The following is a 15449-nucleotide window of genomic DNA, read 5'->3' on the forward strand; positions in this document are numbered from 1 at the left end:
GAGGGTTTCCATGTACGAATCCCCCAGTTGGCTGCATGAATTGTGGATCGCCCGGGACACCCTGTGGGCCGGGTTCCAGACCAGTATCTATTGCTCGGCGCTGGCGATTATCTTCGGCACCCTGATCGGCATTTTCGCCGGGCTGGTGCTGACCTACGGCAAATTCTGGATGCGTGCGCCGTTTCGCCTGTATGTGGATCTGATCCGCGGCACGCCAGTGTTTGTGTTGGTGCTCGCGTGTTTCTACATGCTGCCGGCGCTCGGTTGGCAGATCAGCGCGTTCCAGGCCGGTGCCGTCGGGCTCACCTTGTTCTGCGGCTCCCATGTGTCGGAAATCGTGCGTGGTGCCCTGCAAGCCATTCCCCGTGGACAGTTGGAAGCAGGCAAGGCGATTGGCCTGACGTTTTATCAGTCCCTGGCCTACGTGCTGCTGCCCCAGGCACTGCGGCAGATCCTGCCGACCTGGGTCAATTCCTCCACGGAAATCGTCAAGGCCTCGACCTTGCTGTCGGTGATCGGCGTGGCCGAGTTGCTGCTCAGTACCCAGCAAGTCATCGCACGTACCTTCATGACCCTGGAGTTCTACCTGTTCGCCGGGTTTATGTTCTTTGTCATCAACTACGCCATCGAGTTATTCGGGCGCTACATTGAAAAGCGGGTGGCCTTGCCATGAACCAACCTCAAACAACCGAGCCACTGCTGAACATCCGCGGCCTGCGCAAGCAATATGGCGAGGTGGAAGTGCTCAAGGGCGTCGACCTGTCCATGCAGCGCGGCAACGTCGTGACCTTGATCGGCTCCAGCGGCTCAGGCAAGACCACGCTGTTGCGCTGCGTCAACCTGCTGGAAGAGTTCCAGGGCGGCCAGATCACCCTGGACGGCGAGTCCATCGGCTACAGCGACGTCGGCGGCAAGCGTGTGCGCCACCCCGAACGGGTGATCGCCCAGCACCGGGCGATGACCGGCATGGCCTTCCAGCAGTTCAACTTGTTTCCCCATTTGAGCGCGTTGCAGAACGTGACCCTGGGTTTGTTGAAAGTTAAGAAAATGCCTAAGGACGAGGCCGTTGCACTCGCGGAAAAATGGCTCGACCGCGTAGGACTTCTGGAGCGCCGCAATCACTTCCCCGGCCAGCTGTCCGGCGGCCAGCAACAGCGTGTGGCGATTGCCCGTGCGATTGCGATGAACCCCAGCCTGATGTTGTTCGACGAAGTCACCTCGGCCCTCGACCCGGAGTTGGTGGGCGAAGTGCTCAGCGTGATCAAGGGCCTGGCGGAAGAGGGCATGACCATGTTGCTGGTCACCCATGAAATGCGCTTTGCCTATGAAGTCTCGGACAAGATCGTATTTATGAACCAGGGGCGGATCGAGGAGCAGGGCTCGGCCAAAGATATTTTCGAGCGCCCGCAGTCACCGCGCCTGGCGGAATTTTTGAAGAACATTCGTTTTTAATCAGGAGCACATGTATGAGCATTACTCGTTACGGCGCCGGCAGCACCGCCGGTGGCGGCCAACCCCGTCCTTTTGCACGCGCCGTAGAAGCGGACGGCTGGCTCTACGTCTCGGGCCAGGTGCCGGCGGTGGACGGTGAAATCATCACCGGCGGCATCATCGAGCAGACCCGGCAGACCATGCGCAACGTGGTGGCGATCCTCGAAGAAGCCGGCTACGAACTCAAGGACGTGGTGCGCGTCGGCGTGTGGCTGGAAGACCCGCGGGATTTCTGGAGTTTCAACAAGGTCTTCGGCGAATACTTCACCGCGGAACACGCCCCGGCGCGGGCCTGTGTGCAGGCCAATATGATGGTGGATTGCAAGGTCGAGATTGATTGCGTGGCCTACAAGAAAAAGGGCTAAATTGCCCGCCCTCTTAAGCTTCCGCAAATCCAATGTGGGAGGGGGCTTGCCCCCGATGGCGGAGTGCCAGTCGACACATCTGTTGCTGACACACCGCTATCGGGGGCAAGCCCCCTCCCACAGGAGAATTGTGTCGTACCCAACAACTTCGACCGGACCGAAATTGCCATGACCGAAGACACCATCAAACGCCGCGCCAAAGGCCTGGACCGTGCATTCGATATCCTCGATTTCCTCAAGGAAGTCGGCCAGCCCCTGCGCCCGAATGATATCGCCAGCGGTATCGGCAGCCCCAAGTCCACCGTCTACGAATTGGTCGCGTCCTTGCTGGAACGGCGCATTCTTGAAACTGTGGGCAAGGACGGTCACGTCTACCTCGGTCGCCAGTTGTACTTCCTCGGCCAGGCGCACCTGCGCCACTTCGACCTGACCCGCGAGGCCGATCACGCCTTGCAGGAGATCGTCAGCCAGACCCACGAAACTGCACAGATGTGCCTGCTCAATGGGCGCAAATACACGGTAGCGCTGATGCGCGAAGGCGAGCGGCATTTCCGGATTTCTTCGGACATCGGCGAAAACGCGCCAATCCCCTGGACCGCCTCCGGGCGCCTGTTGCTGGGGCACCTGAGCGACCAGCAGATCGTCGACCTGATCGACCATGACGATTTCATCCTGCCGGACGGTCAGCGCCTGCCGCTGGAAACGTTCCTTGCGCAGATCCGCCAGGCCACCCTTGATGGGTTCTTTTCCTTCGACAGTGTGGCCGACACCTTTACCCATTGCTTTGCCGCCCCGGTGCGGGACGCGCAAGGCATCAGCATTGCGACGCTGTGCATCGTCGCCCCACGGGCCGATGCGCAAAAAAACTACAACGACTATCGCCGGGTGTTGATCGACAGCGCCAACCACCTGGCCCGTCGCATCAACGAATAGGAGTTTTCATGTCTGCCATCAACGCCGTTGAAAAAGGCGCCGCCGCCGTCGGTGCCCACCTGGTCCGTGACGTCAGTTTGCCGGCCCTGGTCCTGCACCGCGACGCCCTGGAACACAACATCCGTTGGATGCAGGACTTTGTCAGCAAGAGCGGCGCCGAACTCGCGCCCCATGGCAAGACCAGCATGATGCCGGCGCTGTTTCAGCGTCAGATCGCCCAAGGCGCCTGGGGCATTACCCTGGCCAACGCCGTACAGACCCGCGCCGCGTATGCCGGCGGCGTGCGCCGCGTGTTGATGGCCAACCAATTGGTGGGCGCGCCGAACATGGCGTTGATCGCCGACCTGCTGGCCGACAAGGACTTTGACTTCCACTGCATGGTCGACCACCCGGACAACGTCGCCGACCTGGGCCTGTTCTTCGCCGCCCGTGGCCTGCGCTTGAATGTGATGATCGAATACGGCGTGGTCGGCGGCCGCTGCGGTTGCCGCAGCGAGCAGCAAGTGCGCGACCTGGCCAAGGCGATCAAGGCCCAACCGGCGCTGGCCCTCACGGGAATCGAGGGTTATGAAGGCGTGATCCATGGCGAGCACGCCATCAGCGGCATCCGCGAATTTGCCGCCAGCCTGGTGCGTCTGGCGGTGGACCTGCAAAACAGCGGCGCTTTCGATTTGACCAAGCCAATCGTCACCGCTTCGGGCTCAGCCTGGTATGACCTGATCGCCGAGTCCTTTGAACAACAGAACGCCGCCGGGCGCTTCCTCAGCGTGCTGCGCCCTGGCAGCTATGTAGCCCACGACCATGGCATCTACAAAGAGGCGCAGTGCTGCGTGCTCGACCGTCGTAGCGACCTCAATGAAGGCCTGCGTCCGGCGCTGGAAGTCTGGGCCCATGTGCAGTCGTTGCCTGAGCCGGGTTTTGCAGTCATTGCCCTGGGTAAGCGTGACGTGGCCTACGACGCCGGGTTGCCGGTACCGCTCAAGCGCTACAAGGCCGGCATCGTACCGGCGCAAGGCGATGATGTGAGCTCCTGCAAGGTTACGGCAGTGATGGACCAGCATGCCTTCATGGTCGTGGCGCCCGTGGTTGAACTGCGCATTGGCGACATCATTTCCTTTGGTACGTCCCACCCATGCCTGACCTTCGACAAATGGCAGGTGGGTTGCCTGGTGGATGAGCAGTTGCAGGTGGTCGAGTCCCTGCACACTTGCTTCTAGACCGCGTCGTTCCTATCGGGGCCATCAGCCCCACCGAGAAAGCAGCCATGACAACCCACCCCCGCATCGCCCTGATCGGCGAGTGCATGATCGAACTGCAGCACCGCGCCGACGGCAGCCTGCAACAAAGCTTCGGCGGCGACACCCTGAACACGGCGGTGTACCTGCGCCGCGAGCTGGGCGATATCGGCGCGGTGGACTATGTCACTGCCTTGGGCGACGACAGCTTCAGCGACGCCATGTGCCAACAATGGACCGACGAAGGCCTGGGGCTGGGCTTGGTCCAGCGTCTGCCGGGGCGATTGCCGGGCTTGTATTGCATCCAGACCGACGCCCACGGCGAGCGTAAATTCCTCTACTGGCGCAACGAAGCCGCCGTGCGCGACTGTTTCACCACGCCGGCAGCCGAGCCGGTCCTGGCGGCTTTGCCCAGCTATGACGTGGTGTATTTCAGCGGCATTACCCTGGCGGTACTGGGCGAGGTCGGGCGTGAGCGTTTGCTGCAAGCGCTGGTCGAAGCCCGCCGCCGTGGCGCCAAGGTGGTGTTCGACAACAACTACCGGCCGCGCTTGTGGGCCGATATCGAGGCGGCACGCGCGGCGTATCGCAACGTGTTGGCTGAGGTGGATATCGCCTTGCTCACCGAAGATGACGAGCGCGCGTTATTTGGTTATGCCGACAGCGAGCAGGTGTTCGCGGCGTACCCGGCGATTGCAGAAGTGGTGCTCAAGCGAGGGGCGGATGCGTGTTTGATCCGCTGCTATGGCGAGCGCTTTGTCGTGCCGGCGTTGAAAGTCGAGAAAGTGGTGGATACGACGGCGGCGGGGGATTCGTTCAGTGCGGCGTACCTGGCCAGCCGGCTCAGGGGTGGGGCGCCGGAAGAGGCTGCGTTGGCTGGGCATCGGTTGGCGAGCCGGGTGATTCAGGTTTATGGTGCGCTGATGTGAATGGCCGCCTGCGGCGGATCGGGGGCAAGCCCACCTCCCACAGGAGACCGCATTCTACAGCCGAAATGGGGGCAACTGTGGGAGGGGGCTTGCCCCCGATAGCGATCTAAAGCCAACCACTCAATCCCGGTAAAACACCTGCACCAAGTGATACCCAAACTTGCTCTTGATCGGCCCGTGAACCACCTTCACCGGTTTCTTGAAAATCACCGCATCGATCGCCCCGACCATCTGCCCCGGCCGCACTTCACCCAGGTCACCGCCGCGCTTGCCCGATGGGCAAGTGGAGTACTTTTTGGCCAGCACATCAAAGGCTTCGCCCTTGGCGATGCGCTGCTTGAGTTGTTCGGCTTCTTCGCTGGTTTTCACCAGGATATGACGGGCTTGGGCTTTCATTGATCTCTACCAGGTGTGCGACGGCGCGCGATTATGCCTGAACTCATTCGACCACGCTGATCATGCTGCGGATTTTAGTCGCCAGCAGGTCGATGGAAAACGGCTTGGCCACCATGTCCATGCCGTCCTCCAGGAAGCCCTGGCGCTCGGCGGCTTTTTCGGCGTAACCGGTCATGAATAGCACCCGCAACCCCGGACGGTGCTGGCGCGCGATTTCCGCCAGTTGCCGACCATTCATGCCCGGCAGGCCGACGTCGGTCACCAGCAGGTCCACGCGCAGGTCCGATTCCAGCAGTGGCAACGCGGTGCGTGAATCCGCCGCCTGATGCGCGGTATAGCCCAATTCATCCAGCACATTCACCACCAGCATGCGCACCGCCGGGTCGTCCTCGACCACCACCACGGCTTCACCGGCCAGGGCCACCGGCGCTTCGCCGAGGCTGGCGGGCAGGTTGCTTTCCAGCGCAGTGCCGTGCAGGCGCGGCAGGTACAGGCGCACACAGGTGCCCTGGCCGGGTTCGCTCTGGATCGTGACGTGGCCGCCGGACTGCTGGGCAAACCCGTAGATCATCGACAACCCCAGGCCGGTGCCCTGGCCGATGGGTTTGGTGGTGAAGAACGGGTCGAACGCCTTGGCGAGGATTTTCGGCGCCATGCCAGTGCCGTTGTCGCACACGCCGAGCATCACGTAGTCGCCGGCCTTGACCGGTTCGAGGGTGGTGATGTCGGTGCCGTCCAGGTAGCTGTTGGCGGTTTCGATCAGCAATTCGCCGCCATCGGGCATGGCGTCGCGGGCGTTGATCACCAGGTTGAGCAGGGCGTTTTCCAGTTGGCTGGCGTCGGTGTTGACCGGCCAGATGTCGTGGCCCAGTTGCACCTTGAGCGCGATATGCGCGCCCTTGGTGCGCTGGAACAAGTCCTCCAGGGACGCCACCAATTGGTTGGGGTCGGTGGGGCGGCGGTCCAGTGACTGGCGTCGCGAAAACGCCAACAAGCGGTGGGTGAGGGCGGCAGCGCGATGGGCCGACGACACGGCGGCATCGGTAAAGCGCCCGATCTCCTCGCTGCGCCCGGCGGCGATGTAGCGCTGCATCAGGTCCAGGCTGCCGATGATCCCGGTGAGCATGTTGTTGAAGTCATGGGCAATGCCGCCAGTCAGTTGGCCCACCGCTTCCATTTTCTGCGCGTGGCGCAGCGCATCTTCGGCGCGCTCACGTTCGAACATCTCGTTTTGCAGGCGCTGGTTGGCCTCGGCCAGGGCCTGGGTGCGCTGGGCCACGCGCTCTTCGAGGTTGTCGTTGAGGTGGCGCAGGGCTTCTTCGGTGAGTTTGCGTTCGGTTTCGTCGATCACAAAGATGTAGAAACCGTTCACCGAGCCGTCATTGCTGAAACGCGGCAAGTACTTCATCAGTGCATGACGCGGGCGCCCGTCGCGGTGGGGCGTGATGGTCATGAAGCTGCAGGCCTTGCCCTTGAGCGCGGCGGCGATCTTGTCTTCGCGTCCTGCGTACACCTCGTCGCCGAGCACTTCGCGGATGGTCTTGCCGTACAGCTCCTGGGGCGTCATGCCGTACCACTCAAGGTAGGCGCTGTTGTTCAGGCGAAAGCGCTGCTCGTGGTCGACGTAGCCGATCAGCACCGGCATCGCGTTGATGATCAGCTGCAACTCGGTCTGGCTTTGGCGCAGGGCCTGCTCGGTGTGCTTGCGCTCGGTCAGGTCCAGTGCGGCGCCGAGGAAACGCGCCGGGCGGCCATTGTGATCCTTGTAACACCGACCTCGGGCAAATACCCAGCGCACCTGGCCGTCGGCTTGTTGCAGGCGGTATTCCTCTGCGTATTCGGTGCCGTGGGTGATGCAGTGCTTGATGCTGCGCGCCACCGTGCCACGGTCTTCCGGATGCACGCCATGCAGGTATTCGCTGATGGGCAGCAGGCCAGCGTCGCTGGGGTCGACACCGTGCAGGTAGGCGAAGTGGGCGTCGGCAATAAAGTGGTCCTCGCCGATGTCCCAATCCCAGGTGCCTACGGCGTCGGTCGCCGCCAGTGCAAGCTGCAGGCGTTGCTCGGTGTTGTGCTGGGCTTTGCGGCGCTCATTGGTTTCGATGGCAGTGACGAGGATGCCGGCCACATTGGCGCTTTCATCGCGGATCGGGCTGTAGGTCAGGTCCAGCCAGATTTCCGTGTCGCGATTGTTGCGTTGCAGGACGAAGCGCTGCTCGCTGAAAGTGCGCACCTGGCCACTGAGCACGGCGTCGTAGACCGGGCCGGTAAAGCCTTCCAGCTCTGGCCACGTCTGGTGCGCCGGTTGGCCCATGGCCTCGGGGTGTTTATTGCCGGCCAGCGCCGCGAAGCCGTCGTTGTAGAGTTGGGTGAGCTGGCTGCCCCACAGCAGGAGCATCGGCATCGGCGAATGGACGACGATATCGACCGCTGTGCGCAGGCTTTGCGGCCAGTCATTGGCCTCACCGAGCGGGCTTCGTGCCCAGTCCAGCCGCGCAATCAATGCAGCGGCTTCGCTACCGGTGGATGTTCCTTTCATATAAAGCCCTGAGCGTAACGCTTTGAAAAATGACAACACCCATTATCCCGTGAGTCGGGAATGGGTGACTACTCCCGAAAAATAGCACGCATTCGGGGTTTGTCTTCAAATGAGTGCCTCAGGGCTGAAACCTTTCATCTTTACGCCAGTTCCGGGCGGTCGTGAAACTCCTCCAGTGCCTGCGGGTTGGCCAGGGCGTCGGTGTTCTTTACCGGCTCGCCATGCACCACGTTGCGCACCGCCAATTCAACGATCTTGCCGCTGATGGTGCGAGGGATATCGGTAACAGCCAGGATTTTGGCTGGCACATGGCGCGGGGTAGTGTTGGCGCGGATCACCTGGCGGATCTGCTGCTGCAGGGCCTCATCCAACTCGACGCCCTCATCGAGGCGCACAAACAGCACCACGCGCACGTCGTCCTGCCAGCGTTGGCCGATGGCGAGGCTCTCCAGCACCTGCGGGATTTTTTCCACTTGGCGATAAATTTCCGCTGTGCCGATGCGTACGCCGCCGGGGTTGAGCACGGCGTCGGAGCGGCCATGGATCAGCAGGCTGCCATTCGGGCGTTGCTCGGCGTAGTCGCCTTGGGCCCACACGCCGGGGAACAGGCTGAAATACGACGCGCGCAGCTTCTTCTGGTCCGGGTCGTTCCACAAACCGATGGGCATGGCCGGGAAGTGCCGGGTGCACACCAACTCGCCTTTTTCGCCGATCAACGGCTGGCCCTGGTCGTCCCACACCTCGATGGCCATCGCCAGGCTCTTGCACTGCATTTCGCCACGGCGCACCGGCAGCACCGGGTTGCCGATCACAAAGCAGGACACGATATCAGTGCCGCCGGACATCGACGACAGGCACAACTCGCCCTTGATCTCGCGGTAAACGTAGTCGTAGCTCTGGGGCGACAGCGGCGAACCGGTCGAGATCAACCCCTTGAGGCTGCCCAGGTCATGGCTCAGGCGCGGTTGCAGGCCGGCCTTTTCGAGGGTGGCGAGGAACTTGGGGCTGGTACCGAATACGCTGATTTTTTCGGCATCAATCAGGTCGATCAAGCGTTCGGGCCCCGGATGAAAGGGCGAGCCGTCGTACAGCACCGCCGTCGCGCCGATGGCCAGCACTGACACCAGCCAGTTCCACATCATCCAGCCGCAGGTGGTGTAGTAGAACAGGCAGTCCTCGCGGGACAGGTCGGCATGCAGGCCGTGTTCCTTGAGGTGCGTGAGCAACACGCCGCCGGTGCTGTGGATGATGCATTTGGGCACGCCGGTGGTGCCGCTGGAATAGAGGATGTACAGCGGATGGTCGAACGGCACCGCGACAAATTCGGGCTCGCCGCCGGGTTGGTAGAAGTCATTCCACAGCGCAACGTTTGCCGGGGTACGGTAGTCCTCGACCTGCGCCTCGGGCCGCGCATACGGCACCACAATCAACTGCTCCAGGGACGGCAGCCGTTCGAGGATTTCATTGAGCTTGGCGCTCTGGTCGATGGTCTTGCCGGCGTACTGGTAACCGGCGCAGGTGATCAGCACCTTGGGCTCGATCTGCCCAAAGCGATCGATCACGCCTTGGGTGCCGAAGTCCGGTGAGGAGCACGACCAGATCGCGCCCAGGCTGGTGGTGGCGAGCATGCCCACCAGGGTTTGCCAGGTGTTGGGCATGCACGCGGCAACGCGGTCACCCTGGCGGATACCGGCGGCGTGCAGGCTTTTTTGCAGGCCGGCGACGTGTGCGGCCAGTTCGGCATAGGTGAGTTGTTCGCGCTGGCCGTCTTCGCTGATGGCGACGACCGCTGGATGAGCGTCGCGACGGCGCAGCAAGTGCTCGGCAAAGTTCAGCGTCGCGCCGGGGAACCACTGGGCGCTGGGCATCTCGGTGTTTTCGATCAGCGTGGTGCTGGGCGGGCTGCGAAACTGCACGTCGAAGAAGGCGACGATGGCCTGCCAGAAGTCCGGGCGCTGGTCGATGCTCCATTGGTGCAGCGCGGGGTAGTCGGCCAGTTGCAAGGCGTGGCGGTCGTTAATGAAACGGCGGAACCCGTCCATCCGCGTATGGCGGATGCGTTCGGGGGAGGGTTGCCAGAGGATCTCGGACATCAGCAAGGTCTCTTGTTCTTATAAATGTGTCTGGGGTTATTGGGCCAGCCAGCCGCCATCGATGTTCCAGGCGGCACCACGCACCTGCGCGCCCGCTTCGCTGCACAGGAACAGTACCAACTCACCCAACTGCGGCGGCGTCACGAATTCCAGCGAGGGTTGCTTCTCGGCGAGCAGATCATGCTGCGCCTGTTGCGGGTCCACGCCTTTGGCCACGCGATCATCAATCTGCTTTTGCACCAACGGCGTCAGCACCCAACCTGGGCAAATCGCATTGCAGGTCACGTTGCTGGTGGCCGTCTCCAGGCCCACCACTTTGGTCAAACCGATCACGCCGTGCTTGGCTGCCACATAGGCCGCCTTGCCCACCGACCCGACCTGGCCATGCACCGAGGCGATATTGACGATGCGTCCCCAGCCCTTGGCCTTCATGCCCGGCAGGCTGAGGCGCGTGCTGTGGAACACCGAGGACAGGTTGATGGCAATGATCGAGTCCCAGCGGTCAGCCGGGAAGTCTTCCACGGCTGCCACGTGCTGGATGCCGGCGTTGTTGACCAGGATGTCCACGCCGCCGAATTCACGTTCGGCGTAGGCGATCATGTCGGTGATTTGCGCCGGGTCGCTCACGTCCGCCGGGTGATGGCCGACCTTGCCGCCAAATGCCTGGACCTGGGCGACCACCGCACTGGCGTCGCCGAAGCCGTTGAGAATCAGGTTGGCGCCCGCCTTGGCCAGGCTCAATGCGATCCCCAGGCCGATGCCGCTGGTAGAGCCGGTGACCAGGGCGGTCTTGCCATTCAAAGTCGTCATGAAAACCTCACACAATGCCGGTGGCGTAGAAAGTACCGATCACCACGAACACCGCGAGGGTCTTGATGATCGTAATGCCGAAAATGTCCTTGTAGGCTTCGCGGTGGGTCAGCCCGGTGACCGCCAGCAGCGTGATCACCGCGCCGTTGTGGGGCAGGGTGTCCATCCCGCCGCTGGCCATGGCCGCGACCCGGTGCAGCACTTCAAGGGGGATATTGGCCGCATGGGCCGCCGAAATGAAGCTTTCGGACATGGCCGCCAGGGCGATGCTCATGCCGCCCGACGCGGAACCGGTGATACCGGCCAGCAGGGTCACGGTAATCGCTTCGTTGACCAGCGGGTTGGGGATGCCCTTGAGCCAGTCCGCCAGTACCAGGAAGCCTGGCAGCGAGGCAATCACCGCACCAAAACCATATTCCGACGCGGTGTTCATCGCCGCCAGCAATGCGCCGCTGACCGCACTTTTACTGCCCTCGGCCAGCTTGCTTTTGATTGCCGCCCAGCCAAACACCAGCACCATGATGATCCCGACCAGCAACGCCGCCTGCACCGCCCAGATCGCGGTGAGCTTGGCGATTTCAGTGGTCACCGGTGCGCTCATCCCTGGCAGGCTGAGGCTGTGGGTCTTGCCGTACCACTGTGGGATCCAGTGGGTGAACAGCAGGTTCATCACGCCCACCAGGATCAGCGGCGACAGCGCGATCCACGGGTTGGGCAGGGTCAGGTTCTCGGCGGTTTCCGGCTCGTTGCGCAACTCGGTGCCGTAGCCTTCACCGGCGCGCTGGGCTTTGTTGCGTTGGCGCGCCAGGTACAGCATGCCGGCGCAGAAGACGAAGATGGTGCCAATCAAACCCAGCCACGGCGCGGCCCAGGCGGTGGTGTTGAAGAAGGTGCTGGGGATGATGTTCTGGATCTGCGGCGTGCCCGGCAGGGCGTCCATGGTGAACGAAAACGCGCCGAGGGCGATGGTCGCCGGGATCAGGCGCTTGGGGATATTGCTCTGGCGGAACATCTCCGCCGCGAACGGGTACACCGCAAATACCACCACAAACAGCGACACGCCGCCGTAGGTGAGCAGGGCGCAGACCAGCACGATCACCAGCATCGCCTGGCGCGTGCCGAGCAGACGGATCGCAGCCGCCACGATAGAGCGCGAGAAGCCCGACAGCTCAATCAGCTTGCCGAACACAGCACCCAACAGGAACACCGGGAAATACAGTTTGATAAAGCCGACCATTTTCTCCATGAACACCCCGGTAAACGCAGGGGCGACGGCGGATGGGTCGGTGAGCAAGACAGCGCCGAGGGCGGCTATGGGGGCAAACAGGATAACGCTATAGCCACGGTAGGCAGCCAGCATCAGCAACGCGAGCGCTGCCAGGGCAATGATCACACTCATGGTGTGTCTCCATCGGATTGTTATTGTTGTGGGGTGGTGCTTTGGAAAGGGCTATAGCGAGATGCGTGCCAAATATTCAACTCATTGAAAATAAACAATATTTAGTGAGTTTGCATGGCGGCTTGCTGGTTTTGTCTCAGTATAGAGACATGCAGGAGGCAAATGTGGGAGGGGGCTTGCCCCCGATAGCAGTGTGTCAGCCACTGCATCTGCCAACTGATCCAATGCCATCGGGGGCAAGCCCCCTCCCACAGGAGAGTGTCTTGATAGGGAGAATGTTGTCTCTTTTTTGAGATCAGGCGATGCCCAGGGCGACCATTTTCTTGTACAGCGTCGACCTGCCCAGCCCCAAGCGCCTTGCCGCCTCGACCACATTCCCGTCACAGGCCTTGAGCGCTGCCCCTATTACCTGTCGATCGAACCGCTCCCGCGCCGCCGCGAACGTCTCACCCTCAACCGCCGCAACAGCGCCGCGCTCCACAGGGCTGAACGTGCCAATCGCCGCTCGAATCTCCTCGGCATTCAGCACCAGGTCATCACTCAACAAGGCCGCCCGTTCCAGCACATTGCGCAGCTCACGGATATTCCCCGGCCACGCGTGCTGTGCCAGCAGCGCCAAGGCGTCGCGGTCCAGTTCATGCTGGCTGCGCAGCTCTTCAAGGATCGCCTCGCTCAACGCCGGAATATCCTCCAGTCGATCACGCAGGGGCGGTACCTGGATCGGCAGCACATTCAGCCGGTAATACAAATCGGCGCGAAACTCGCCGCGCTTTATGGCCGCTTCCAGGTCCATGGACGTGGCGGCAATCACCCGCACATCGCTGTGCAGCATCTCATTGGAGCCGACCGGTTCGAATTCCTTTTCCTGCAACACCCTCAGCAATTTGCTTTGCAGCGGCAGCGGCATATCGCCGATTTCATCGAGGAACAGCGTGCCGCCCTGGGCAATCTGGAATTTGCCGGGACGGCCCTTGCGATCGGCACCGGTAAAGGCACCCGGCGCGGTGCCGAAGAATTCGGCTTCCAGCAAGTCATGGGGAATCGCCGCACTGTTGATGCTCACAAACGCCTTGTGCGCCCGTGGCGAGGCACCGTGGATGGCCTGGGCCAGCAACTCCTTGCCGGTGCCGGTTTCGCCGAGCAGCAACACCGGCGACTCGGCGCTCGCACTGCGCCGGGCACGCCGCTTGACTTCAAGGCTGGCGGCACTGGTGCCGATAAAGTGCGCGAAGTTGTACTTGCTCTGGCGTGAGCGCAGCAGCGAGCGGGTTGAGGCCAACTCCTGCTGCATGCTCAGGTAGCGTTCGATCAGCGGCGAGAGGTTGCGCAGCTCATCAAACAGCGCAAAGCCAATCGCGCCGATCACCGCGCCCGCGTCGTTGTGGATCGGCAGGCGCATCACCACCAGCGGGCCTTTGGGCGTGTCCTGGATGTCCAGCAGGATCGGCTGGTCGTTGCGCACCACCTGACGCAACAGACTGTTGGAAATCACCTGCTCGCAAGGCTGGCCGATGGCTTCGTCAGCGCTTTTGAGGCCGAAGCGCTTGGCGTAGCGCTCGTTCATCCACACGATGTTGGCGTCGCGGTCGACAATCACCGTGCCTTCGCTGGACTGCTCGATGATCTCGAACAGCGACTGGATCGCCAGGCCGCGAACCTGTTGGTAGTCCTTGAGGCTGGTGCTCATGTCGACAGTCCGCACGCCGCCGCCAGCAACTCCCTGGTGTACGGATGTTGCGGCGATTCGAACACATCATGGCTGGCGCCGTGCTCCACCACCTTGCCGTCCTTGATCACGATCATGTCGTGGGCCATGGCGCGCACCACGGCCAGGTCGTGGCTGATAAACAGGTAGGTCAGGCCGTATTTGTCCTGCAGTTCGCGCAGCAGCGCCACCACTTGCTTCTGCACCGTGCGGTCCAGCGCCGAGGTGGGTTCGTCCAGCAGCATCAGGGCCGGCTTGAGCACCAGGGCGCGGGCGATGGCGATGCGTTGGCGCTGGCCACCGGAAAACTCATGGGGGTAACGATGGCGGCTGGCGGGGTCGAGGCCCACGTCCTTGAGCACCTGGATCACCTGCGCGTCGCGGTCGGCGAGGCTGCACGGTGCATGGACTTCCAGGCCCTCGCTGATGATCTGCTGCACCGACATGCGCGGGCTGAGGCTGCCGTAAGGGTCCTGGAACACCACCTGCATCTGTTTGCGCCATGGACGCATTTGCTGGTGGCTCAGCGGGTCGAGGGCTTCACCCTGGAAGCGGATGCTGCCGCTGGAATCCAGCAGGCGCAGGATCGCCTGGCCCAGGGTGGATTTGCCCGAGCCGGACTCGCCGACGATCCCCAGGGTCTTACCGCGCTGTACGCTGAGGCTGATGCCGTCCACGGCGCGCAGGTAGGTTTTGCGCCGAAACAGCCCACCGCTCAGGGGGAACTGTACGCTCAGGTCGTCGACTTCCAGCACCGTCTCGCGTGGATCGCTGCACAGCACATCGCCGGACGGCTCGGCGTCCAGCAGTAGGCGGCTGTAGGGATGTTGCGGCGCGGTGAACAAGGTCTCGCAGTCAGCCTGCTCGACAATCTCCCCGGCGCGCATCACACAGACCCGCTGGGCAATGCTGCGCACCAGGTTGAGGTCGTGGCTGATCAGCAGCAGCGACATGCCCAGGCGCTGTTGCAAGGACTTGAGCAGCAGCAGGATCTTGCGTTGTACGGTCACGTCCAGGGCGGTGGTGGGTTCGTCGGCAATCAGCAACTCCGGCTCGCAGGCCAGGGCCATGGCGATCATCACCCGTTGACGCTGGCCGCCGGACAGTTGGTGCGGATACGCCTTGAGGCGCTCCTCGGGTTTCTGGATGCCCACCAGTTCGAGCAGTTCGAGGATGCGCGCCTGCGCCGCCTTGCCGCCCAGGCCCTTGTGCAGCAGCAGGGTTTCGCCGATCTGCTTTTCGATGCTGTGCAGCGGGTTGAGGGAGGTCATCGGCTCCTGGAAGATCATCGCGATGCGGTTGCCGCGCAGCTTCTGCAAGGTTGCCGCCGACGCGCCGATCAGTTCCTGGCCGCGATACTGAATGGAGCCTGTGGTCTCAGTGCCGGCCTCCGGGAGCAGTTGCAGGATCGAATGGGCCGTGACCGACTTGCCCGAGCCCGACTCACCCACCAGCGCCAGGCATTCGCCGGGGCGCACGTCCAGGCAGAGCTTGCTGACGACCGTCTGGCCGCTGAAGGCGACGCTGAGGTCGCGGATTTCGATCAGGTTCATT

At 62.5% G+C, this 15449-nt stretch carries 13 protein-coding genes; 6 read left to right on the forward strand and 7 right to left on the reverse strand.

Annotation, left to right across the window (positions count from 1 at the left end):
• Positions 1–10: 10 nt before the first annotated feature.
• The 6 genes from NDJ82_RS06165 (at position 11) to NDJ82_RS06190 (ending at position 4953) form a co-directional block, all read left to right on the forward strand.
• Entirely contained in the window at positions 11–673 is a 663-nt protein-coding gene (locus NDJ82_RS06165) for an amino acid ABC transporter permease (protein WP_099583191.1), read from the forward strand.
• Positions 670–1452, forward strand: a complete 783-nt coding sequence (locus NDJ82_RS06170; protein WP_099583192.1) for an amino acid ABC transporter ATP-binding protein — start codon at positions 670–672, stop codon at positions 1450–1452. The genes NDJ82_RS06165 and NDJ82_RS06170 overlap by 4 nt, the downstream gene beginning before the upstream one ends.
• 14 nt (positions 1453–1466) lie before the next feature.
• Positions 1467–1856: a RidA family protein gene (locus NDJ82_RS06175; protein ID WP_065952451.1), complete on the forward strand. Its 390-nt coding sequence runs from the start codon at positions 1467–1469 to the stop codon at positions 1854–1856.
• 168 nt (positions 1857–2024) lie between these two features.
• Positions 2025–2789 carry an IclR family transcriptional regulator gene (locus tag NDJ82_RS06180; protein ID WP_032886547.1) on the forward strand — a complete coding sequence of 255 codons (765 nt, stop codon included), beginning with the start codon at positions 2025–2027 and terminating at the stop codon, positions 2787–2789.
• A gap of 8 nt (positions 2790–2797) precedes the next feature.
• On the forward strand, positions 2798–4006 hold the full coding sequence (locus NDJ82_RS06185; RefSeq protein ID WP_250925105.1) for an amino acid deaminase: 1209 nt from the start codon (positions 2798–2800) through the stop codon (positions 4004–4006).
• Positions 4007–4053: 47 nt separating this feature from the next.
• Positions 4054–4953, forward strand: coding sequence for a sugar kinase (locus tag NDJ82_RS06190; protein WP_250925106.1), 900 nt, complete (start codon positions 4054–4056; stop codon positions 4951–4953).
• 120 nt (positions 4954–5073) lie between these two features.
• On the opposite strand, the gene NDJ82_RS06195 is transcribed toward NDJ82_RS06190, so the two are convergent.
• From NDJ82_RS06195 to NDJ82_RS06225, 7 genes are all read right to left on the reverse strand, one after another.
• Positions 5074–5349 carry a peptidylprolyl isomerase gene (locus NDJ82_RS06195; protein WP_003174397.1) on the reverse strand — a complete coding sequence of 92 codons (276 nt, stop codon included), beginning with the start codon at positions 5347–5349 and terminating at the stop codon, positions 5074–5076.
• Positions 5350–5392: 43 nt separating this feature from the next.
• The gene (locus NDJ82_RS06200; protein WP_112195693.1) at positions 5393–7888 is read right to left on the reverse strand and encodes a PAS domain-containing hybrid sensor histidine kinase/response regulator; all 2496 of its coding nucleotides are present in this window, start codon (positions 7886–7888) and stop codon (positions 5393–5395) included.
• Positions 7889–8028: 140 nt separating this feature from the next.
• Positions 8029–9981 carry an acetoacetate--CoA ligase gene (locus NDJ82_RS06205; protein WP_250925107.1) on the reverse strand — a complete coding sequence of 651 codons (1953 nt, stop codon included), beginning with the start codon at positions 9979–9981 and terminating at the stop codon, positions 8029–8031.
• 36 nt (positions 9982–10017) lie between these two features.
• Positions 10018–10791: a 3-hydroxybutyrate dehydrogenase gene (locus NDJ82_RS06210; protein ID WP_250925108.1), complete on the reverse strand. Its 774-nt coding sequence runs from the start codon at positions 10789–10791 to the stop codon at positions 10018–10020.
• Positions 10792–10798: 7 nt separating this feature from the next.
• Positions 10799–12190: a GntP family permease gene (locus NDJ82_RS06215; protein WP_099583199.1), complete on the reverse strand. Its 1392-nt coding sequence runs from the start codon at positions 12188–12190 to the stop codon at positions 10799–10801.
• 295 nt (positions 12191–12485) lie between these two features.
• The gene (locus NDJ82_RS06220; RefSeq protein ID WP_099583200.1) at positions 12486–13877 is read right to left on the reverse strand and encodes a sigma-54 interaction domain-containing protein; all 1392 of its coding nucleotides are present in this window, start codon (positions 13875–13877) and stop codon (positions 12486–12488) included.
• Positions 13874–15448 carry an ABC transporter ATP-binding protein gene (locus tag NDJ82_RS06225; protein WP_112195685.1) on the reverse strand — a complete coding sequence of 525 codons (1575 nt, stop codon included), beginning with the start codon at positions 15446–15448 and terminating at the stop codon, positions 13874–13876. Before NDJ82_RS06225 ends, NDJ82_RS06220 begins: the two co-directional genes overlap by 4 nt.
• Between the last annotated feature and the right edge of the window lies 1 nt (position 15449).

This window comes from Pseudomonas sp. SR18 (assembly GCF_023701505.1).
Taxonomy (GTDB): Bacteria; Pseudomonadota; Gammaproteobacteria; order Pseudomonadales; family Pseudomonadaceae; genus Aquipseudomonas; species Aquipseudomonas cyclaminis.